This is a genomic window from Streptomyces omiyaensis (genome assembly GCF_014650895.1).
In the GTDB taxonomy this organism is placed as follows: Bacteria; Actinomycetota; Actinomycetes; order Streptomycetales; family Streptomycetaceae; genus Streptomyces; species Streptomyces omiyaensis.
On sequence record NZ_BMVV01000002.1, the window covers coordinates 328,443 to 347,644 of the forward strand.

Annotated in this window: 22 protein-coding genes and 1 tRNA gene; 19 read left to right on the plus strand and 4 right to left on the minus strand. The window is 72.1% G+C overall.

The window, feature by feature from the left end; all coding sequences use genetic code 11:
* Nucleotides 1–369: 369 nt before the first annotated feature.
* Both IE287_RS04405 and IE287_RS04410 read right to left on the minus strand, forming a co-directional pair.
* Nucleotides 370–1,206, minus strand: a complete 837-nt coding sequence (locus IE287_RS04405; protein ID WP_308436848.1) for a protein phosphatase 2C domain-containing protein — start codon at nt 1,204–1,206, stop codon at nt 370–372.
* Nucleotides 1,181–2,017 (minus strand): sigma-70 family RNA polymerase sigma factor, encoded by an 837-nt coding sequence (locus IE287_RS04410; protein ID WP_189847536.1) that lies wholly within the window; start codon nt 2,015–2,017, stop codon nt 1,181–1,183. Before IE287_RS04410 ends, IE287_RS04405 begins: the two co-directional genes overlap by 26 nt.
* 507 nt (nt 2,018–2,524) lie before the next feature.
* Here IE287_RS04410 and IE287_RS04415 point away from each other — a divergent pair.
* From IE287_RS04415 to IE287_RS04465, 12 genes are all read left to right on the plus strand, one after another.
* The gene (locus IE287_RS04415) at nt 2,525–2,791 is read left to right on the plus strand and encodes a DUF6284 family protein (protein ID WP_189847537.1); all 267 of its coding nucleotides are present in this window, start codon (nt 2,525–2,527) and stop codon (nt 2,789–2,791) included.
* Nucleotides 2,791–3,387 (plus strand): hypothetical protein, encoded by a 597-nt coding sequence (locus tag IE287_RS04420; RefSeq protein ID WP_189847538.1) that lies wholly within the window; start codon nt 2,791–2,793, stop codon nt 3,385–3,387. The genes IE287_RS04415 and IE287_RS04420 overlap by 1 nt, the downstream gene beginning before the upstream one ends.
* Entirely contained in the window at nt 3,384–3,662 is a 279-nt protein-coding gene (locus IE287_RS04425) for a hypothetical protein (RefSeq protein WP_189847539.1), read from the plus strand. Before IE287_RS04420 ends, IE287_RS04425 begins: the two co-directional genes overlap by 4 nt.
* Nucleotides 3,659–4,798, plus strand: a complete 1,140-nt coding sequence (locus IE287_RS04430; protein WP_189847540.1) for a conjugal transfer protein — start codon at nt 3,659–3,661, stop codon at nt 4,796–4,798. Before IE287_RS04425 ends, IE287_RS04430 begins: the two co-directional genes overlap by 4 nt.
* Nucleotides 4,795–5,133 (plus strand): RRQRL motif-containing zinc-binding protein, encoded by a 339-nt coding sequence (locus tag IE287_RS04435; RefSeq protein ID WP_189847541.1) that lies wholly within the window; start codon nt 4,795–4,797, stop codon nt 5,131–5,133. Before IE287_RS04430 ends, IE287_RS04435 begins: the two co-directional genes overlap by 4 nt.
* Before the next feature lie 215 nt (nt 5,134–5,348).
* Nucleotides 5,349–5,741: a DUF3307 domain-containing protein gene (locus IE287_RS04440; protein ID WP_189847542.1), complete on the plus strand. Its 393-nt coding sequence runs from the start codon at nt 5,349–5,351 to the stop codon at nt 5,739–5,741.
* A gap of 20 nt (nt 5,742–5,761) precedes the next feature.
* Nucleotides 5,762–6,148, plus strand: a complete 387-nt coding sequence (locus IE287_RS04445; protein WP_189847543.1) for a DUF6251 family protein — start codon at nt 5,762–5,764, stop codon at nt 6,146–6,148.
* A gap of 2 nt (nt 6,149–6,150) precedes the next feature.
* Nucleotides 6,151–6,342, plus strand: a complete 192-nt coding sequence (locus IE287_RS04450) for a hypothetical protein (protein ID WP_189847544.1) — start codon at nt 6,151–6,153, stop codon at nt 6,340–6,342.
* Between the two features lie 90 nt (nt 6,343–6,432).
* Complete coding sequence (locus IE287_RS39055; RefSeq protein ID WP_268254963.1) at nt 6,433–6,564, plus strand: hypothetical protein; 132 nt, start codon at nt 6,433–6,435, stop codon at nt 6,562–6,564.
* Nucleotides 6,565–6,590: 26 nt separating this feature from the next.
* Nucleotides 6,591–6,800, plus strand: a complete 210-nt coding sequence (locus tag IE287_RS04455; protein WP_189847545.1) for a DUF6257 family protein — start codon at nt 6,591–6,593, stop codon at nt 6,798–6,800.
* A gap of 90 nt (nt 6,801–6,890) precedes the next feature.
* A complete protein-coding gene (locus tag IE287_RS04460; protein ID WP_189847546.1) occupies nt 6,891–9,065 on the plus strand; it encodes an FtsK/SpoIIIE domain-containing protein in 2,175 nt (724 codons plus the stop codon).
* A gap of 226 nt (nt 9,066–9,291) precedes the next feature.
* A complete protein-coding gene (locus IE287_RS04465; protein ID WP_189847547.1) occupies nt 9,292–9,480 on the plus strand; it encodes a hypothetical protein in 189 nt (62 codons plus the stop codon).
* Between the two features lie 22 nt (nt 9,481–9,502).
* On the opposite strand, the gene IE287_RS04470 is transcribed toward IE287_RS04465, so the two are convergent.
* Nucleotides 9,503–10,531, minus strand: coding sequence for an SRA domain-containing endonuclease (locus IE287_RS04470; protein WP_189847548.1), 1,029 nt, complete (start codon nt 10,529–10,531; stop codon nt 9,503–9,505).
* 179 nt (nt 10,532–10,710) lie between these two features.
* Between IE287_RS04470 and IE287_RS04475 the strand changes: the two genes are divergently transcribed.
* From IE287_RS04475 to IE287_RS04495, 5 genes are all read left to right on the plus strand, one after another.
* Nucleotides 10,711–11,574, plus strand: coding sequence for a bifunctional DNA primase/polymerase (locus IE287_RS04475; protein WP_189847549.1), 864 nt, complete (start codon nt 10,711–10,713; stop codon nt 11,572–11,574).
* Nucleotides 11,571–11,789 carry a hypothetical protein gene (locus IE287_RS04480; RefSeq protein WP_189847550.1) on the plus strand — a complete coding sequence of 73 codons (219 nt, stop codon included), beginning with the start codon at nt 11,571–11,573 and terminating at the stop codon, nt 11,787–11,789. Before IE287_RS04475 ends, IE287_RS04480 begins: the two co-directional genes overlap by 4 nt.
* Nucleotides 11,786–13,174, plus strand: coding sequence for a DNA primase family protein (locus tag IE287_RS04485; RefSeq protein ID WP_189847551.1), 1,389 nt, complete (start codon nt 11,786–11,788; stop codon nt 13,172–13,174). Before IE287_RS04480 ends, IE287_RS04485 begins: the two co-directional genes overlap by 4 nt.
* Before the next feature lie 72 nt (nt 13,175–13,246).
* Nucleotides 13,247–13,444, plus strand: coding sequence for a helix-turn-helix transcriptional regulator (locus IE287_RS04490; protein ID WP_189847552.1), 198 nt, complete (start codon nt 13,247–13,249; stop codon nt 13,442–13,444).
* Complete coding sequence (locus IE287_RS04495) at nt 13,444–14,844, plus strand: tyrosine-type recombinase/integrase (protein ID WP_189847553.1); 1,401 nt, start codon at nt 13,444–13,446, stop codon at nt 14,842–14,844. The genes IE287_RS04490 and IE287_RS04495 overlap by 1 nt, the downstream gene beginning before the upstream one ends.
* 167 nt (nt 14,845–15,011) lie before the next feature.
* Here the strand turns inward: IE287_RS04495 and IE287_RS04500 are convergent.
* A tRNA-Arg gene (locus tag IE287_RS04500) sits at nt 15,012–15,084 on the minus strand.
* Nucleotides 15,085–15,383: 299 nt separating this feature from the next.
* Between IE287_RS04500 and IE287_RS04505 the strand changes: the two genes are divergently transcribed.
* Nucleotides 15,384–17,003 carry a dynamin family protein gene (locus tag IE287_RS04505; protein ID WP_189847760.1) on the plus strand — a complete coding sequence of 540 codons (1,620 nt, stop codon included), beginning with the start codon at nt 15,384–15,386 and terminating at the stop codon, nt 17,001–17,003.
* A 112-nt stretch (nt 17,004–17,115) separates the two neighbouring features.
* Nucleotides 17,116–19,026, plus strand: coding sequence for a YfjP family GTPase (locus IE287_RS04510; protein WP_308436849.1), 1,911 nt, complete (start codon nt 17,116–17,118; stop codon nt 19,024–19,026).
* Nucleotides 19,027–19,202 lie beyond the last annotated feature (176 nt).

Here is a 19,202-nt window from a genome sequence, read left to right on the forward strand (position 1 = left end):
CTTGGGGAACCGGCGGCCGTCGGGGCTCGGACTCATGCCTTCGGGCCTATCCCGTCTTGCAGGGGCGGGCGTCGGCGCAGCGGGGGCCGAGCGGGCCGAAGGCAGGAGCGGCGCCCCGAGCGGAGCCGGGAAGCCCGCCCGGCAGAGCGGAGCGCAGCCGGGTGCTTGATCATGTAGGGAAAGTTCTACCTCGCCAGCCTCGCAGGGAGCTGCGCCTGCAACCTTCTGACCCGTAGGTGCGTACCGCCCCGGAAGCGTCCCGAAAAAGCTGCTCGAAAGGGGAGGCCGCATAGCGCAAGGGAAGCCGCCTCATGCGCACACGTCCGTCGACGTACGTGGGTGTTCGTGCCAGTCGCTGATGTCACCCCGCTACAGGTGGATGTAGATCACCGTCGCGTCATCGTGCAGCTTGCTGCGGGGCCATCGACTCAGTGAGGCGTCTCGCAATTCCGCGTCACGCACCCGCTCGATCATCCGCTCCGGGCCCTGTTCTTCGAGGATGTCGAGACACCCCGCCCAGTTGGTCAGGGCGAAAGGAGTCACGAGTCGAGTCGCCCCGTCCGTCAGCAGAGCGGCCCGAGTTACCTCCTCTCTGGGACAGGCTCCGTAGACGGCTGCCTCGGCGGCCTGCGGAGCCGCCGCTGCTACCCAGTAGCCACCCGGACGGTTCCGCAGCGCCCGTTCTGCCCGCACAAGTTGTGCATGGAGCTGAAGACGCTCGGCAGACCCAGGCGGGGCGGCTTCCATCGCGGCCCTCTCGCTCTGGGCGACACGCGCCAGTCGGTCATCCGAGATCGCTTCAACAGAACGCCCGCGCTCAAGGACGAGAGTGCAGTCTCCCAGTACCAGCCACTCCACGACATCCTCGCGCACCCGAACCACCGCGAGCGTCGCCGACGGGGAGAGCGGGTCATCGACCGCGCAGGTATCGCGGTGCAGCGCCGCTGTCTGTGCGATGGCCGAAGCCAAGGCTTCCCGAAGACTCGGGTCCAGGCTCGCCCGAGCGGACAACGCCGCGCCGAGGGACCTGGCGAACCATGCCGTGCCGTGAATGCACGGGGGGCGCAGCGTGCTGGGCATGCCGGCGCCGTCAAGGAGCACGGCCACGCCGTCGCCCCAGGTCGCGAAGTCCTCATTTCCGCGACCTGGGCAAGCGCTACTGAAAGCCGCGACGCGCACGTCAGACAGCCTCGTGAAGCAGCACACCGCTCACGGATCGACTCGCCGTCACCGACTTGTCCCCGGGCGTGTAATCGCAGGCCACGACCATGGAGAACGGCGAAGTGCCAGCCTCCTCGTAGAGGGAAGCAAGGTTCTCCGACAGATAGTGGGCCACGCCCAGCGACCCGACAGCGTGAACTCCGGCGATCAGGAGGAACGTCCCTTGCCCATCCGGCCGAGGGAGCCTGCCCAGGTAGGCCACATCCGCCGGCGTCGTGCCCCCCGGATCGTCGCTCGGCGACGTGTAGACCTTGCCGCTCTCACGCTCGGCAAGGGCCCAGCGCCCATCCGGCAGAGTCTCGAACGTCAGCCGAGGATCCTGGTGGAACACGGCTGCCACGTCGGCCGAACTCTTCGGCCCGCAGACAACGACGAGGTCATCACGGTTGAGATCGATCTCTCCAGAGACCGGGATGTACTGGAGCTCCCCTTCGAGCTGAAGGCTCTGGGCCAGAGCCAACATCCGCTGCCCCGTCGAGCTGTCCTCAACTGCCACGTACTCCCGCTCACCGGGTCGCGTCGGTACGGCTACCTGGACGTACTGGGTTCCCAGGAACGCCCGTTCCGGAGGCGGGCCGGCGTCCCGGAGCTGTGCAACCCGAGCACGGCTCACGCCCATGAGTTTGGCGACGTCAGCCATGGAGTGACCGTTTTTACGCAGCCACGCGATGCTCTCTTTGCGCATGCGTGAGGTCTCGATGACGGCGGATTGCAGGTCCGTCATGAGCTCAGCCGCGGCTTTGACGCGCAGGGCGTGGTCCTGCATCGCCGAGACCCGCCGAACTTCCTCGATCAATGTCCCTGCCTCACGTATCGGCCCAGAGAAGTGCTCACAGGACACATGTTAAGGGGGGGTTGACATCAGCCGCCAGGGGCCGCCATGCTCTGTGGCAACCCCCCCTTAACAGGAGGGGCCCCGGGCGGCTCGGGTGGTAACCCCCCCTTGCCATGCGGGGCGATGACGCCCGGAGGGACCCCGAAAGGGTCTCGATGGAAGCGACTGGTCCTTGAGAACTGAACAGCGTGCTGAGGTATCCGCCCCCCTCCAGCGACAAGCGGGCGGCGTACGCGGGTTCTGTCCCCGCGTACGGATCAGCGCAGCTCAACCCCTCCGCACCCGCCTCCTCGGCGGCTGCGGCCGGTTGCCTCCTCCACCCGTCCGGACCCCCTTCACCGGGGCGCCGTACGGGCGGGGCCGAGGGGAACCGGAGGAAGTCCCCCTGGTTTCAACGGCGAGAGGCCCCGGTGCTGGAACACCGGGGCCTCGGTTCGAGCCGTTCCTGTGTGAAGGGAGCACGACTCAATGAAGTCCATCGCTGCACTTCAGGCGGCCGTTACGGCCGTGGCGTTCGACGGTGAGCCGTCGGACGCGGAGCTGGACGCGATCGAGCAGGAACTCCCGCTGATCCTGGCGGAGGTCGACCTGCTCGACGCGCAGATCATGACCCTGGACCGCCCGGCCACCGAGCTGGACGAGCGGCGGATCCGCCGGGCCCGGAACCGGGTCCTGGCCGAGCGCCGCGCCCTGACGAACCGCGCCGGCGTGGCGCAGGCGGGCGGTGCCGCGTGATGGCCACCGCCCCCGCCCCCGAACTCCTCACGGACCACCGCGGCAACCCCAAGCCCCGTGTGGAGTCCTCGCTCACCTACGCCCAGGCCCGCCTCGGCACGGCCTTCCACGAGGCCGGCCACGCGGTGCTCGCCATGTCCTACGGCTTCCACGTCGTCTCCAGCGAGGTCATCGCCTGGGACCTGGGTGAGGGCGAGTGGGGCCTGACCGGCAACACCGCCACCCGCCCGAGTGAGGTGCACGCGTGGCGGTTCGCCGCGATGTGCGCGGCCGGCGCGCTGGCGAATGTGCGCTACCTGATGATCCACGGGCTGTGGACGCCGGAGCGGGCCGCCGCCTGTGCCGCTGTCCACGACCGCGAGCAGGCCATCGACATCCTCGCCGAGAACGGCTTCCCGCTCTGCCGCGACCGCGTCCCGGCCGGCGGCAAGTCGTGGGGCCAGGTGCGGGGCATGGCCGCGCGGAAGGTCGACCACTTGTGGTGGGAGATCCGCACGGTGGCGCACGCCATGAACGAGAACACCAAGCTGACCGGCGAGCAGATCGCCGCCATGACCGGCCTGACCAACGCCCCCATGGTCGGGGGTGCGGCATGAGGCGGCTCACCGGTCTCCCCGGGGAGGTCACCACCTTGCTGACGGCGGTGGTGGAGGCCCTCGACCTCCCGCTGCCGTCGAACGACGAGGAGGCCGCCCACCGCGACCTCCTCGACGAGCGGGCGGCGGGAGTGCGGATCGCGCTGTCGGTCCTGCTGGAGCGTCCCCGCCTCTGGCTCCTGGAGGACACCGCCTCCTACATCCGCGAGCGGACGGCGCAGCACCCCGTCACCTACACCCCCTTCCGCTCCGACCGGACGGAGGCCGACCGATGACCGCCACGGCCGAAAGGGAGCTGGGGACGCTCCAGCGGGTGGTGTTGGGAGCGGCGTTCGTGCCGATGCTGGTCACGGGCGGCGCCGGCGGGTACGGCACCTACACCAACATCAAGGCCGCCTACGGCTCCGGCACCGCCGTCGGCGCCGTCGCGGCCGGCGAGGGCGCCACCGCCGTCCTCGCCATCGTCCTCCTCGGACTGACCCTGCTGGGGCAGTCCTCGCCGCGGGTGATTCGGGCGGGGCTGTGGGCTCTTCCCGCAGCCGCGGCCGCCATGTCCGCCACCGCCGCCACCACCCCCGGCGAAGTCGTCATCTACGCCCTCACCCCCATGGGCATGACCGCCTCCGCCGAAGGGGCGGCGTTCCTCGCCCGGCGCATCGTCGTCTACCGCGACGGCCGCGACGCCGAAGCCGAAGCCCACGCCGCCGACCTCGTCCAGGCCCTGGCCTACCAGCGGGCCATGTCCGAGCGACACCCCAACCCCAAGGTCCGCAAGAAGGCCGAGCTGGCCTACTGGAAGCTCGGCAAGAAGGTCGGCGCGGGGGACATCGTCCTGGGCACCCGGCTGGTCGACGCCCAGCGCGAGAAGGTCACCGACGGCGCCCACGCCGCCCTCGCCGACATGTTCGGCGCCACCACCGTCGCCCCGGCCCTCACTGGACCGGTCGGGTCCGAGCCGGTGGTGCAGGTGGAGCTGGAGGTCGACCGGTCGACCCGACCGGTCGACCCTCCGAATGCGGAGGAATCGGAATGGATCGGTACGGAACGGTCTACCTCTGACCAGCCGCTTCCCGCCCTCGAACCCGCCCCGGCCGACCCCGGCCCGGCGGACGAGGAAGAGTCCACCCCGCCCGCATCGGTCGAGTCGACCGGTCGGGCCGCGATGCGGGTCGTCGCCGCCGAACGGACGGTCCGGCCCGCGCGGGTCACCCGCCGGGTCCCGGACGCGGCGAAGTCGACCCAGCCCCGGCGCACCCGCGACGAACTCCTCGCCGAAGCTCGGCGGTTGACGGAGTCGTGGCCGGTGGAGCATTTGACGGCGGACCGGATCCGCCGGTCGCTGCGGACGTCGGCCGACAAGGGCCGGTGGCTGCGCGAGACCCTGCGCGCCGAGCGGGGTGAGGCGGCGTGAGCGCGCTGCCGGTCTACCGGTGGCGGCTCGCCCCGGAGGGTCTGGCGACGTTCCGGCAGCTGCGGGCGTTGGGGCTGCGGCCGGGTGGTGCCCCGGTCGTGGCCCAGCTCGAACGCCCCCGCCGCCGACGTGACCCGTTGGTCGCCTACCTCTACCGCGTCGACACCGCTGTCCCCGTCCGGCCGATGACCCCCGCGAAGCGGGCGGCCCTGGCCAAGGCGAACGCCGCGCGGCGGGTGTGCCCGGAGTGCGGGCGGGACGCCGGATACCGCATCCCGCTCTCGCTCGGCATGTGCGTCCCCTGCGCGGACGCCCCCACTGGACTCGCCGCCTGACCGGCGGGGGTCAGGCGCTGGCGGCTTCGCCGAACAGTTCCAGGATCCGGGAGATCCATTTCCGGGTCTGGTGCCACCGGTTGCAGTACCGGCGTGAGCGCCACCACGACCGGTACACCACCGGCTGTCGGCACCACTTGCACGGCTTCGTACGACTTCCCTGATCCCCCATGGCCCGTGACTCTAGCGGCCACTCCTGACCTGGGAGAACCCACGTGTTCGCGACCGTGTTCGTGCTGCTCTACCTCGGTCACCTGCTGGCCGACTACCCGTTCCAGACCGACCACCAGGCCGCCCACAAGGCCGACCCCGGCGGGCGCGGGTGGCGGGCGAACCTGACCCACGCCGCCACCCACATCGCCGCCTGCGGCCTCGCCCTCACCGCCGGCGCCACCGCCCTCGACGTCACCGTCTCCACCCCGGCCGCCGTGGCGGCTCTGGTGTGGATCGGGTCGACGCATGCGTTCATCGACCGCCGGTGGCCGGTGCGCTGGTGGATGACCCGGATGCGCCAGACCGCGTGGGCCGCTCACAGCGGTGCCGCGCATGTCGACCAGACCGCCCACATCCTCGCCCTCGCCCTCGCCGCCCTCGCGCTGGCCATCTGACTTCCGAAGGAGCCCCGACCGTGAGCAACCTTCCCGAGCCCGCCCCCGTCGTCCGCCTCCCGGACGGCACCTACACCTACGCCGACCAGCTCCCCGCACCGGTCCAGTCGGGTGCCGCGCCGCAGGTCATCCACCAGCACATCCACCAGGCCCCGCCGGACCGGACCGTTCAGCGGATCGCGCTCGGCTCCGGGATCGGCGCCGGCACGGTCGCCGCCGGCGTCTACTTCGGCCCCCTGCTCGTCGGCGCCCTGACGGCGATCGCGGCGAACCTGGCGCTGCTCGCGTTCCTCGCCGCCGTCCTGGCCTGGGGCGTTGTCACCGTCGTCCGCTCGATCGGCGGCCCGGACGGGCAGCAGGCCGCCAAGGCCATCGGCAAGGCCCGCCGGACCCGGAAGGGGAAGTAGCCATGTTCCGAGGCGGACAGAAAGTCCTGATCATCGCCTGCGAGGACGACCCGCGGGCCGTGGGCAAGACCGGCCGGGTCCTGGACGAGGTCCCCCCGGGGCCGCTGACCGAGGGCCGGTGGACGGTCGACCGGATCAGCATCTGGATCGCCCCGGTCCTGTGCCACACCCACGAGCTCAAGGCCATTGACTGACGGTTGCCCGCCCACCCCCGGCCCGGACCGGTCGGGGGTGGAAGGGGAGCCGGGACAGTCCCGCGCCCACCACCCACCTAGGAGTCCGTGGTGTTCACCCGTCGTCGCTTCTTCGACTTCACCCACTGCCCGAAGTGCTTCAAGCCCGCCCCCAAGCCCAACCCGCGCATCTGCCCCACCCCCCGCTGCGGCTTCGGCCTCAACCCCTTCGCCCGCCGCTGACCCACCACCACCCGGAGGGAACCCTCATGGCCGCCAAGCCGAACACCGACTACGACCCCGACCACCCGCCCCTCACCACCGGGGAGAAGGCGCAGTTCGCCTGGTACATCGCCCGCATGTGCAAGCGCGGCATCGCCGGCGAAACCGTCTACCAGGCCGACCTGGAGAAGAAGGTCGACCGCCTCCTCGACCGCGCCCGCGACCGCGCCGAGAAGAACGCCCGCGGCAAGAAGTAGCCGCGCCCCGGGGCGGCCGACAGCCGCCAAGCACACCGGCCGCCCCGGGCCCTCCCTCCCACTCTTACGAGCAGCAGGAGAACCCCCATCATGACCGAGCCTCTGCCGGAGGCGACGGTGGTCAGCCTCGACGACCACCGGGCCGCCCGCACCGACACCCCGCCCATAGACCTCACCAAGCCCACCACCGCCCCCGCCGAACCGGCCGCCCCCGAGTCGGCCGAGGGTACGGGCGTGGACGTGATCGACCTGCCGGGCAACCCGCTCGCGGACTGGCTGACCGTGCCCGACGGGCCGATCCTGCCGGTGTGGGCGCGGTCGGTGAAGTCGCTGCGCGAGAACACCACCGCCCTGTGCCGACTCGGTTGGTGGCACGCCCGCTACCACGCCGTCCGCACCCCGAAGTACCTGTTCAAGACCGTGCTGCTGGCCGCCCGCGGCTTCTACCGCGCCGTCGTCGGCATCTGGCCGACACTCTCCGCGCAGGAGCAGTCTGCGACCGTCAAAGCGCTCAAGGCCCAGCTCAAGGTCCGCCCGGAGGACATCGAGCTCGCGGCCCGTCACCAGGCCGCCTACGCCGAGCGGACCCGCACCCGCCAGTGGCGGTTCGGGATCGCCGCCGTCGGCGTCGCCACCGCCGCGACCGGCATCATGCTCGCCGACCCCCTCCTTCAGACCGGGATCGGCGCCGCCGTCACCATCCCCCTCGCCCACCTGGGGCGGGGTGAGGAGACGCGGCTGCTGGACCAGGCGGCGCCGCCGATCCGGGTGGACATGTCCGCGCAGCAGCTCAACGACGCGCTTAGGGCCGCCGGCCTCCTCAAAAGCGGTGGCGGCAAGGACGAGAAGGACCTTCCGCGCGTGTCGTGCACGATGGGCCCCGTCCGCGACGGCCGCGGCTGGTCGGTGATCTTCGACATGCCCCGCGGCGGCGGCAAGACCGCCTCCGACGTGCTCGCCAAGCGCGAGGTCATCGCCCAGGAACTCGGCGTGGACGAGATCCAGGTCATCATGTCCCGCGTCCGCGCCGCCAACGGCGGCAACGCCGGCCGGGTCTCCATGTGGGTCGCCGACGACGACCCCTACCTCGGCACCCCCAACCCGTCACCGCTGGAGAAGGCCGAGCGGTTCTCCATCTGGGAGCCGGTCCCCTTCGGTCAGGACGCCCGCGGCATCCGCATCAGCGTCCCAGTCATGTGGCAGTCGATGTTCTTCGGCGGCCTGCCCCGCCGGGGCAAGACCTTCACCCAGCGCCTCCTGACCGCCGCCGGCCTCCTCGACCCGTACGTGCGGCACTACGTCGCCGACGGCAAGGGCGGCGCCGACTGGATGCCCATGAAGGCCGTCGCCCACCGCCTCGTCATGGGCGCCGAGGACGACGCCATCGAAGCCCTCAAGGCCATGCTCGCCGAGCTACTCGGGGAGATGGAACGCCGCTTCGCGCTGCTGCGGGACCTGCCGACGTCGGTGTGCCCGGAGGGCAAGCTCACCCCGGAGATCGTCGCCCGCTACAACCTCCCGGTCATCTTCGTCACCATCGACGAACTCCAGGAGTACTTCACCGCCATGGAACGCGAGGACCGCGAGCAGGTCATCAACGACCTGTGCCGCATCGCCCGCCGCGGCCCGGCCGCCGGGTTCATCTCCAACTTCGCGAGTCAACGGCCCGACGCCGAGTCCGTCCCCGCCAAGCTGCGGGAGATCATCACCATCCGCTACTCCACCCAGGTCGTCGACCGCACCAGCTCCGACATGGTCCTCGGCAAGGGCAAGGCCGCCCAGGGAGCCGACGCGTCCGTCCTGTCCGAGGACCACAAGGGCGTCGGCGTCCTGGTCACCGGCCCCGCGTCGTACGTGACGGTGCGGGCCGACTACCTCGACGGCCCCACGTTCGCGCAGATGTGTCGCAAGGGCCGGGCCCTGCGCGAGGAAACCGGACAACTCACCGGCGACGCCGCCGGAGACGTCACCGCCGCCGCCGACGCGGCCGGCATCACCGTCCCGCCGATCGTCTCCGACGTCCTGGAAGTCATGCGGCACTCCCCGCGCATGTTCACCACCGACCTGCTCGCCGGACTCGTCAACATCGACGAGGACACCTACGGCGACTACAACGCCGAGGCCCTCGCCTCCGCGCTGGAGGCCGCCGGGGTGAAGCGGACCAGCAAGCAGGTCAAGATCAGCGGCTCCAACGGCGCGGGCTACCAGCGCCGCGACATCGAGGCCGCCGTGCCCGCCGAGATCCTCCTGTCGGCCGGCCGGTAGAGGGGTCCCCCTCTACCCACCCCAAGATCACCCACCCCCGTGTGACCGCTTCCGCAGCATCCGGCAGGGGACTCGAAGTAGAGGGGGCCCTTTACCCCGGTCATGGGGGCGGTAAGGGCCTCTGACCTGCAAGGTAAGGCCGGTAAAGGGGGACCGGCGCCCCCTCCCGGGACCCCGCGAAGCCCCGGATCCGGGGCATTCCCACCCTCCAGGGAGACACCCCGCCATGGCCGTCACGGTCTCGCTTGTCGCCGTCTTCGGACTCGTCCTGTTCTTCCTCCTGCGCTCCAAGGAACTCGGCTACGGCTCCGCGTTCACCGCCGCCGGGTTCGGGTTCTTCCTCGCCGCGACCGGCGCCGCCAAACCCATCAACCAGCTCACCACCGACCTCATCACCGCCATCAGCAACCTGTAGTTGTCGGGATGGCGGCGGCGCCTTAGGGCTGGCTGTAGGCGAGTGGCCAGCCGGCAAAGCCGCCATCGTCAGTCTGATAGACCAGCTCCACGGACTCCTCGCCGAGCAGGTCCTTCACGTCTGCGGTGGGTTCGCTGGGCAGTAGGACGGCAACCCGCAGGGTCTTGCGCCCGGGGATGTGCCGACGGTAGTCGGCCAACTGTCCGATCGCCATCCGGACGTTGGCCCGGCTCGTCTGCCCCTTGGCTTCGTACAGCACGTGGTCCGTAGTGTCGTACAGGTCAGGGGTCAGCGCCCCGGGCTCGCCGGCAATGGTGATCTGGAAGCTGTGGGTCTCGTGCCCCTTCGCGGCCAAGTGCGCCGCGAATGCCTTCACCAGCTCGCCTTCGCGGCGTAGCACCTTCCGCTGCCCAGCAGGAATGTCGGCGACCGTCTCCGGGGTGCCGTGCTGCTCAGTCTTCTTGACCTTCACTCCGGTCTGCTGCGGCAGCACGACAGTTGCCGGCACCGTCACCGCGGGGTCGGTCACCTCGACGGTCGTCTTCACGGCGGCCGGCAGGTTGTCAGCCTCCTTCCACGCCGGCGTCGTTCCTTCGGCGGGCCGGAACCGGAAGACCAGCACGTTGCGCATCACGCCGTCCTTGCCGGGTCCGCGCCGAACGTCATAGGGCTTGATGGGGTCCAGCACCATCTCGCCGATGTAGCGCTGCTGCATCGCCCCGCCGCCCGGCACCTTGCCGTGCGCGACGAACAGATGCACCTCGCGGTTCTTCTCGACGTGGCTCAGCAGCGACCCGTTGCGGCCGGAAGGCTTCTGGTCTCCGTTCGCGCCGGCACCCGTGTACAGGTACAGCGGACCAAACTCATCGTCTTCCGCCCGGCCGTCGAAGGTGTAGCCGTATTCCTCGCCCGCGGACGGGTCGGAGTACACGAACACCTTGCCCGCCTCATCAGCGGGCTCGATGCCCTGGAACGTCCCACAGCCGTAGGTCGCGGCGATGGCTTCACGTGTCGTGATCAGGCCCGGCACAAGATCAACGGTCGTCGTCATGCCGCGACTGTAACCAACCCCTCTGACACCCTGCCGCCTCATTTCCGTGGCAGGGAAAGGGCGGCCCCCGTCTCGCCAAAGCCGGGGCCGCCCTCGTTCCAGACCGCTACCAACGAACTGGAGACATCCAGCATGACTCATGCGCACCAGATCCGGCGAGACCGCGCGGCGGTGGCCGCGTGAACAGCCTCCCCACCACCGCCCTCGGCCTCGCCGAGCAGGGACTCCCGGTCCTGCCCCTGCTCGGCGACAAGCGGCCCTTCGGCCTCTGCCGGGCCTGCAAGGGCCTGGCGTGCGGCGGACGGCCGAACATGAAGACCCCGGGGCCGTGCGTGTGCCCCCGGCCGTGCCACGGCTGGGCCGCCGCCACCACCAACCCCCACGTGCTCGCCTCCCGTCAGTGGGGCCTGGCCTGGCTTCGCGCACGCGCCATCGGCTACCACCCCGGCGGCGCCAACGTCACCGTCGTCGACCTCGACAACCCCGACGCCGTCGACTGGGCCCGGGCCACGCTCCCGGCCACCACGACCGTGGCCACGACGCGCGGGGAGCACTGGATCTACTCCGGCGCCATGCGCTCCGCGAACAAGGTCCGGCCCGGCGTCGACATCAAGTCGCTCATGTCCTACGCCCGCTGGCTGGGCCCCGGCACCGGTCCGATCACGGCGCTGCCGCCGGCCGTCCTCGCCCTGGTGGAGAGGGAAGAGTCCACCCCCGCCCGCGGGGCCGTGGACTCTTCCACCCTGACCGGGTGGGACCGCAGCGTCGCCACCGGCTGCCGCCACACCCCCGCCTTCGTCCAGACCGGCCTGGAGCGCGGGCTGGACAACATCCGGGCCCACCCCGAGCAGGGCGCCGGCACCGCCGCCTACGGCGCCGCCCGCTTCCTCGCCGCCCGGCACACCGCCTGTCCCGGCCCCTGCGGCCTCGACCGGATCGCCGAGGAGCTGATCGCCGTCGCCGTCGCCGTCGGCGTCCCGGCCACCTACGCCCGCCGGTGCGTCACCAACGGCATGACCGCCGCCCTGGGAGCCGTCGCATGACCGCCCGAACCGTCGGCACCAGCCAGCCCCGGATCGTCGCCTTGCTGCGGATCTCCGCCCCGGGCCGGGACACGACGCCGTCCGCGCGGTCTTGGTGCTCGTGCGGGCGGGACCTGGCCGCGTTCGGGCAGCGGAAGGTCGCCGCGCTCATCGAGGACCACACCCGTCACCGCACCGCCTGCCCGCTGCTGGCCGAGGGGAAGAAGGCCGCATGACTGGCACCGAGGAGCTGCCCTCGCCGTCCAACCCGCTCGCCGTGGCCCGCCGGATCGTGCCCGACTGGCACACCGAGGACGGACACCTGCGGCTGCGCCGCTGGCGCGGGTCCTGGATGCGGTGGACCGGCACCTGCTGGCGCGAGTACGACGAGCAGCAGATGCGCGCCGGGCTCTACAAGCGCTTGGAGCACGCCACCTTCTTCGCCGGCGTCGACAAGAACGGCGAGCCGGAAGTGCGGGAGTGGGCACCGACCAAGACGAAGATCAGCAACCTGCTCGACGCGCTGAGCGCCATCACCCTCCTGCCCGCGGACGTGGACGCGCCGTCCTGGATCGACGGCGAGCGCGACCGGCAGGACACGAGCCCCATCGTCGCCTGCCGGAACGGGTTGCTGCGGATCCGGGACCGCGAGCTTCTGCCGCACGGGCCCGGGTTCTTCAACATCGTCTCCGTCCCCTACGACTACGACCCCGACGCGACCGCCCCCACCTGGGAGGCGTTCCTGGCGGGGATCTGGCCGGACGACCCCGAGTCCATCGCAGCCCTCCAGGAGTGGTTCGGCTACGTGCTCTCCGGCCGGACCGACCAGCAGAAGATCCTGCTCATGAAGGGCCCCTCCCGCTCCGGAAAGGGCACCATCGCCCGGATCCTGAAGGAGCTGGTCGGCAAGGAGAACCTCGCCGGGCCCACGCTTGCCGGCCTGGGCACGAACTTCGGGCTCTCCACCCTCGTCGGCAAGCCGCTCGCCGTCATCTCCGACGCCCGCCTGTCCGGCGACGGCGGTCAGGTCGTCGAGCGGCTGCTGACCATCTCCGGCGAGGACACGATCGACATCGACCGGAAGTACCGCGAGCCTTGGACCGGGAAGCTCCCGACCCGGCTGATGGTGCTGACCAACGAGCTGCCGAACTTCGGCGACTCCTCCGGCGTCATCGCCCGCCGGTTCATCGTCCTCAACATGACCGTCTCCTGGCTCGGCAAGGAGGACACCGGTCTGACCGGCAAGCTCGCCGCCGAGATGCCCGGCATTATCAACTGGGCCCTCGATGGCCTCGCCCGTCTGGAGCGCACCGGCCGGATCACCGAGCCCGCCTCCTCGCAGGACGCGGTCACGATGATGCAGGACACTGCCTCGCCTACCTCCGCGTTCGTCCGCGAGCGCTGCACCACCGGCCCCGCGCACGAGGTCCCCGTGGACGTCCTGTGGGCCGCCTGGCGCGAGTGGGCCGAGGACAACGGCGTGAAGGTCATCGGGAGCAAGCAGCTCTTCGGCCGCAACCTGCTCTCCGTCGTGCCCCAGCTCCACCGCACCCGGCCCCGCGACGCCTACGGCCGCCAGGTGGCCAAGTACTCCGGAATCACTCTCAACCCGACTTCCTGAGCGGCTTGAGTCGCTTGAGTCGCGACTCAGCGCAATGTCATCCCAACTTTTTCGCCCCGAGGAGTGCACTAGATGGCTGGCACGCCCAAGACCCGCGCGATGCTCACCGTCCCCGAGATCTGCGAGGAACTCGGCATCAGCAGCTCGACCTTCTACGACTGGCGCCTGAAGCGGCGCGCCCCCCGCTGCATCAAGCTCCCGAACGGCGCCCTCCGCGTGCGCCGGGTCGACCTGGAGCTCTGGCTGAACGAGCACGAGGACGCCGCTTGATGGACACGACGTACAACGTGAAGTTCTGGAAGACCGGCGTCAACGTGGGCAAGCGGAAGACCACCCACACCGTGCGCTGGGAGTTGAACGGTCGGGAGCACCGTCAGACGTTCGTCACGGCGGCCCTCGCCGAGTCCTTCCGTGCCGGGCTGGTGTCCGCGGCGCGGAAGGGGGAGGCGTTCAGCCTCGCCACCGGGCTCCCCGTCTCGCACATCTCCCAGGCGGCCGGCGTGACGTGGTACGACTTCGCGATCCAGTTCGTGGACCAGCTCTGGGCGCGGACCTCCGCGAACAACCGGCGGAACGTGGCGAAAGCGCTCACGCCCGTCACGATCGCCCTGCTCCGATCCCAGCCCACCGCGTTCAAGGGCGTCGACGTGCGCCGGGCCCTACGCGAGTACGCCTTCAACACCCTCCGGCGCGACCAGGCCCCGCCGGAGGTCGCCGTGATCCTGCGGTGGGTCGAGCGGAACTCGCTCACCATGGCGGCCTGGGAGGACGAGAGCACAGTGGAGACGGCGCTGCGGGCCGCCGGGACGAAGCTGGACGGGACCCCCGTGGCCGCCAGCACGGCACGGCGCACCAAGCGGGTCCTGAACGTCCTCATCGAGCACGCCATCAAGAAGAAGGTGCTCAAGGAGAACCCGCTCCCGAAGGGGAAGGGCGCCGGCGCCGCCGCGTCCAAGACCTCCTCGGCCGTCGACAAGCGCTCCCTGCTCAACAAGGAGCAGGCCGCCAAGCTCCTCGGCTGGGTCCACGCCCGGCCGAGGGGCGGCCCGCGGCTGCACACCTTCTTCGCCACGATGTACTACGCCGGCGCCCGGCCCGAGGAGGTCGTGGCGCTCGACGTCGGCGACGTCCGCCTGCCCGACGCGGACGCCGACGACCAGTGGGGCGAGCTGTTGCTCCACACCGCCCACCCCGAGGTCGGCAGGCAGTGGACGAACACGGGGGAGGTGCGCGAGCAGCGCGGGCTCAAGGGGCGGGCCGCCGGCGACACCCGGACGGTGCCCTGCCGCCCGGCCCTGACGCGGATCCTCCGGGCCCACATCGAGAAGGAGGGGCTGAAGCCCGGCGACCTGTTGATGCAGGGGGAGAAGGGCGGGGACCTGGCCGGGTCCGTGATCCGGCGAGCGTGGCGGCGGGCCCGGAAGGAGGTGCTCACGCCGTACGAGTTCGGCTCCCCGCTCGGCCGGCGCGTGTACGACCTCCGGCACACCTGCCTGACGAACTGGCTCAACGCCGGCGTCCCGGCCGCGACCGTGGCCGAGTGGGCGGGCAATAGCGTTCCCGTCCTCCTCGCCACCTACGCCCGGTGCATCGACGGGCAGCTCGACGACCTGAAGCAGCGGATCGAGGGAGCGGGGGAGCTCCCCGGCCCCGCCGCGGCGGGGGTCTGAAAACTCCACCGCGTATTCACCGAGGCCACCCGCAGAAACGCGGGATGAGCCGGGGCCAGCCGGATGCGTCCGCTGCCCGCCAGGGGGCGTATCCGGCTCCGGTCCGCTCGCCGGAAACCTGCTCTGACCAGCGAAAAGGCCCCTCCCGAAGGAGGGGCCTCGCTGTGCGCCCCCGGCAGGACTCGAACCTGCGGCCAAGTGCTTAGAAGGCACCTGCTCTATCCGCTGAGCTACGGGGGCCGGTGGTGGCCTTGGGCCTGGTGGCCCGGGTGGGTGGGGCGGGACTGCCGGGACAAGGATAGGGGTCCTGGCGGCTCGGCCCGGGTGCTTCGCCTGCGTGACACGATGTGGAGGTTCGGTGAAGCGAACCGATAATCGCAGGCAGGTGCGATTCGCGCAGCGCTTTTCACGCCACTCGGGGCGGGTGTTGTGCACTCGTTATGCCCGGGCTTCCGGTCACCCTCCCCTTCTTCGGCGCGCAGGGTCCTCATACGCTTCAAAAACGCTCACAAATTGGGCATTCTTCGCATGTGGTGACCTTGGACGAACGGCCCCAGCTGATCGACGCACTCTCCGCCCTGCGCGACCGAGTCGCGGCCGTGCGTCTTCCCCTGCCCCTCCCGGACGTGCCGCGCGCCCGGCAGACGCGGGCCGAACTGCTCGCGCAGCTCGACGACTACCTGGTACCGCGGCTGACGGATCCCGACGCCCCGCTGCTCGCCGTCGTCGGCGGGTCGACGGGGGCGGGGAAGTCCACGCTGGTCAACTCGCTCGTCGGACGGCGGGTGAGCGAGGCGGGCGTGCTGCGGCCGACCACCCGGACGCCGGTGCTCGTCTGCCACCCCGAGGACCAGCACTGGTTCGCCGGGCTGCGCGTGCTGCCGCAGCTCACCCGCGTCTGGCTGCCGCAGGCCGACGAGGACCACCCGGTCGACACCTCCGACACCGAGGACAACGCGCTCCGGGTCGAGACCGCCGCCACCGTGCCCCGCGGGCTCGCCCTCCTCGACGCCCCCGACATCGACTCGCTCATCGTCGAGAACCGGCTGCTCGCCGCCGAGTTGATGTGCGCCGCCGACATCTGGGTGATGGTCACCACCGCGTCCCGGTACGCCGACGCCGTGCCCTGGCATCTCCTCCGCAGCGCCAAGGAGTACGACGTCACCCTCGTCACCGTCCTCGACCGGGTGCCCCACCAGGTCGTCGGCGAGGTCTCCCGGCAGTTCGGGGCGCTGCTCGACAAGGCCGGGCTGGGGGAGGTGCCCCGGTTCACCATCCCCGAACTGCCCGAGTCGACCGGCGGCGGCAGCGGGCTGCTGCCGGAGAGCGCCGTCGCCGCGCTCCGGGGGTGGCTCGCGCACCGCGCCGAGGATCCGGCCGCCCGCCAGCAGGCCGTCTCCCGCACCGCCACCGGCGTCATCGACTCGCTCGACGCCCGGCTGCCCGAACTGGCCGGTGCCGTCGCCGCGCAGTACGCCGCCGCCGTACGCCTCGGCAACGCCGTCGAGGCCGCCTACCGCCGGCAGGGCGCGCGCGTGCGCAAGGAGCTGGGGAAGGGCGCCGTGCTCGCCGGGGACGCCCGGGCCCGCTGGCGCGCCTACCCCCGCGACAGCACCGCCGACGAACTCCTCGACGCCCTCACCGAGTCCCTCGCCGCCCTCCTCCACTGCGCCGTCTCGGCCGCCGAGGAGGGCATCCGCGAGGTGCACCGCCGCGAACCCGCCGCCGGCGCGCTGCGCGGTGCCCCCGGCGGCGGCGACCGCGAGGTCGCCGAGCGGATCGGCCTGGAGGTGCGGCGCTGGCGGCGGGTCCTGGAGGAGCTGGCGGACGAGGAGGTGCGAAGCGCGGAGAAGCCCGCCGGACGCGGCTCCGCCCGCACCGCCCTCCCCGACGCCGAGACCGTCGCCGCCCTGCTCGCCGCCTCCCTGCTCGGCGGCCGCCGCGCCCGGCCCGCCGGCGAGCGGCTCGCCGAACTCCTCGGCGCCCAGGCCGCCCTGCGCCTGCGGGACAAGGGCGGCGACCTCGTCCTCAGCCACGTCGACCGTGTCCTGCACGCCGAGCGCGACCGCCGCCTCGGGCCCCTCGACGCCCTCGACGTCACCCCCGAGCCGCAGGCGGAGCTGATCGCCGCGCTCTCCGTACTGCAGAAGGAGAAGTGACGTGGCCGAGCCGTGGGTCCGGGGCGAGGACGGGGGAGAAGGCGAAACCGAGAGGAAGGGGGGGACCGGGGGGACCGGGAGGACCGAGAAGGTGGTGAGGAAGGCGGATCACATGGGGCAGTCCATGCAGTCGGGCCAGTCCATGCAGACGGGCCAGCCGGGCCAGCCAAGCCAGCCGGGCCAGGCGGGCCAGCCGGGTCGGCCGGGGAGGGGCGCGGGCGGCCCGCAGGGGGAGCAGGGGCAGGCGCGGTGGGACGACGGGCTGATCGCGCGGCGGGCCGCCGAGCGGGCCCCGGCCGAGGAGGCGGGGGCCGACGCGGGCGAGGCCCGGATCGAGGCCCTGGACGCCCGCGGGTTCGGGGGGAGTTACGGGGGCGGGCTGCGGACGCGGCTCGACGCCCTGCACGAGCTCGTCGGACTCTCCCGTACGCGGGTCGAGAGCGAGGCCCTCGCCGAGGCGGGGCGGGTGCTCGACGAGGCGGCCGCCCGGCAGCGGCTCTCCTCCCGGCACACCGTCGTCGCCCTCGCCGGCGCCACCGGCAGCGGCAAGTCCACCCTCTTCAACGCCCTCGCCGGCGTGGCCGTCTCCGAGACCGGACTGCGCCGGCCCACCACCTCCGCGCCGCTCGCCCTCACCTGGTCGGAGGGGGCCGCCGGGCTCCTCGACCGGCTCGGGGTGCCGGGGCGGCTGCGCCGGCGGCCCCTCGCCGGCGGGGCCGCCGACGCCGAGCTCCAGTCGCTCGTCCTCATCGACCTGCCCGACCACGACTCGGCCGTCACCGCCCACCGCGACCAGGTGGACCGGGCGCTCGGGCTCGTCGACGCCGTCATCTGGGTGGTCGATCCCGAGAAGTACGCCGACGCCGCCCTCCACGAGCGGTACCTGCGGCCGCTCGCCGGCCACGCCGAGGTCACCTTCGTCGTGCTCAACCAGGTCGACCGGCTCGGCGCCGAGGCCGCGGAACTCGTCCTCGACGACCTGCGCCGCCTCCTCGACGAGGACGGCATGGCCCTCGGGGAGCACGGCGAACCCGGCGCCACCGTGCTGCCCGTCTCCGCCCTCACCGGCGAGGGCGTGTCCGAACTCCGCGAGCTCCTCGCCCGTTTCGTCCAGGACCGGACCGCGTCCGAGCGGCGCATCGCCGCCGACATCGACGCCGCCGCGGCGAGGCTCCGGCCTGCCTACGTGGCGGAGGGGCGGTCGGGGCTGGGGGAGCGGAGCCGGGAGGAGTTCGCGGGCCGGCTCGCCGTCGCGGTCGGCGCCCAGGCGGCCGGCGAGGCCGCCGAGCGGGTCTGGCGGCGGGGCGCCATCCGCGCCTGCGGATCGCCCTGGCTGCGGCTGCACCGCTGGTACGAGCGCAAGCGCTGGCACGGCTCCACCGACCCCCGGCTCGCGTCCCCCGTCGAGGACGAACTGACCGCCCGGCAGCGCGTCGAACAGGCGGTCCGGATCGTGGCCGACGAGGCCTCGCGGGGGCTCCCCGCTCCCTGGGCGCACGCCGTACGGGAGGCCGCCACGCGCGGTGCCGAGGGGCTGCCCGAGGCGCTGGACGAGCTGACGGTCGCCCTCGGCGACCCGGCCGCCCGGCCGCCGCGTCCCGCCTGGTGGCCGGTCGCCGTCCTCGCCCAGGCCCTGATGACCCTCCTTCAGCTGTTCGGCGCCCTGTGGCTGGTCGGCCAGATCGTGGGCTTCGTGGAACCGGGGCTGCTGCCGCCGGTCCTCGTCATGGTGGGCGGGATCGTCGGCGGCCCGCTCATCGAATGGGCCTGCGAGAGCGGGGTGAGGGGACCGGCCCGGCGGTACGGGCAGGAGGCCGAACGCAAGCTCGCGGAGGCCGCCGCCGCCTGCGGCCGGGCCCGGGTCCTCGACCCCGTCTCCGCCGAACTGCTGCGCTACCGCGAGGCGCGCGAGCAGTACGCGAAGGTGGCCGGGCCCCGGCCCTCGCCGCGGATCGTCGGGACGGTCGGCCGCGGCGGCGCCCCGAGGCTGGGCGCGACCCGGACCGGGACCCGCTACCGCTAGAACCCGCCTCGCCGATGGAACCCGCCTCGCCGGTGGCTCCGGTGGGGTTCCTCCCCCTCTGCTCTTCCCTGGCCCGCGCCGTGCTCTCCACCCCTTCCGTCCCCCTCCCGGGTGGCCGAGTCGTCCACAGCCCGTCGGTCGTCCACAGGCGCCGGCGGGCTTCCCGTCGCGTCGTC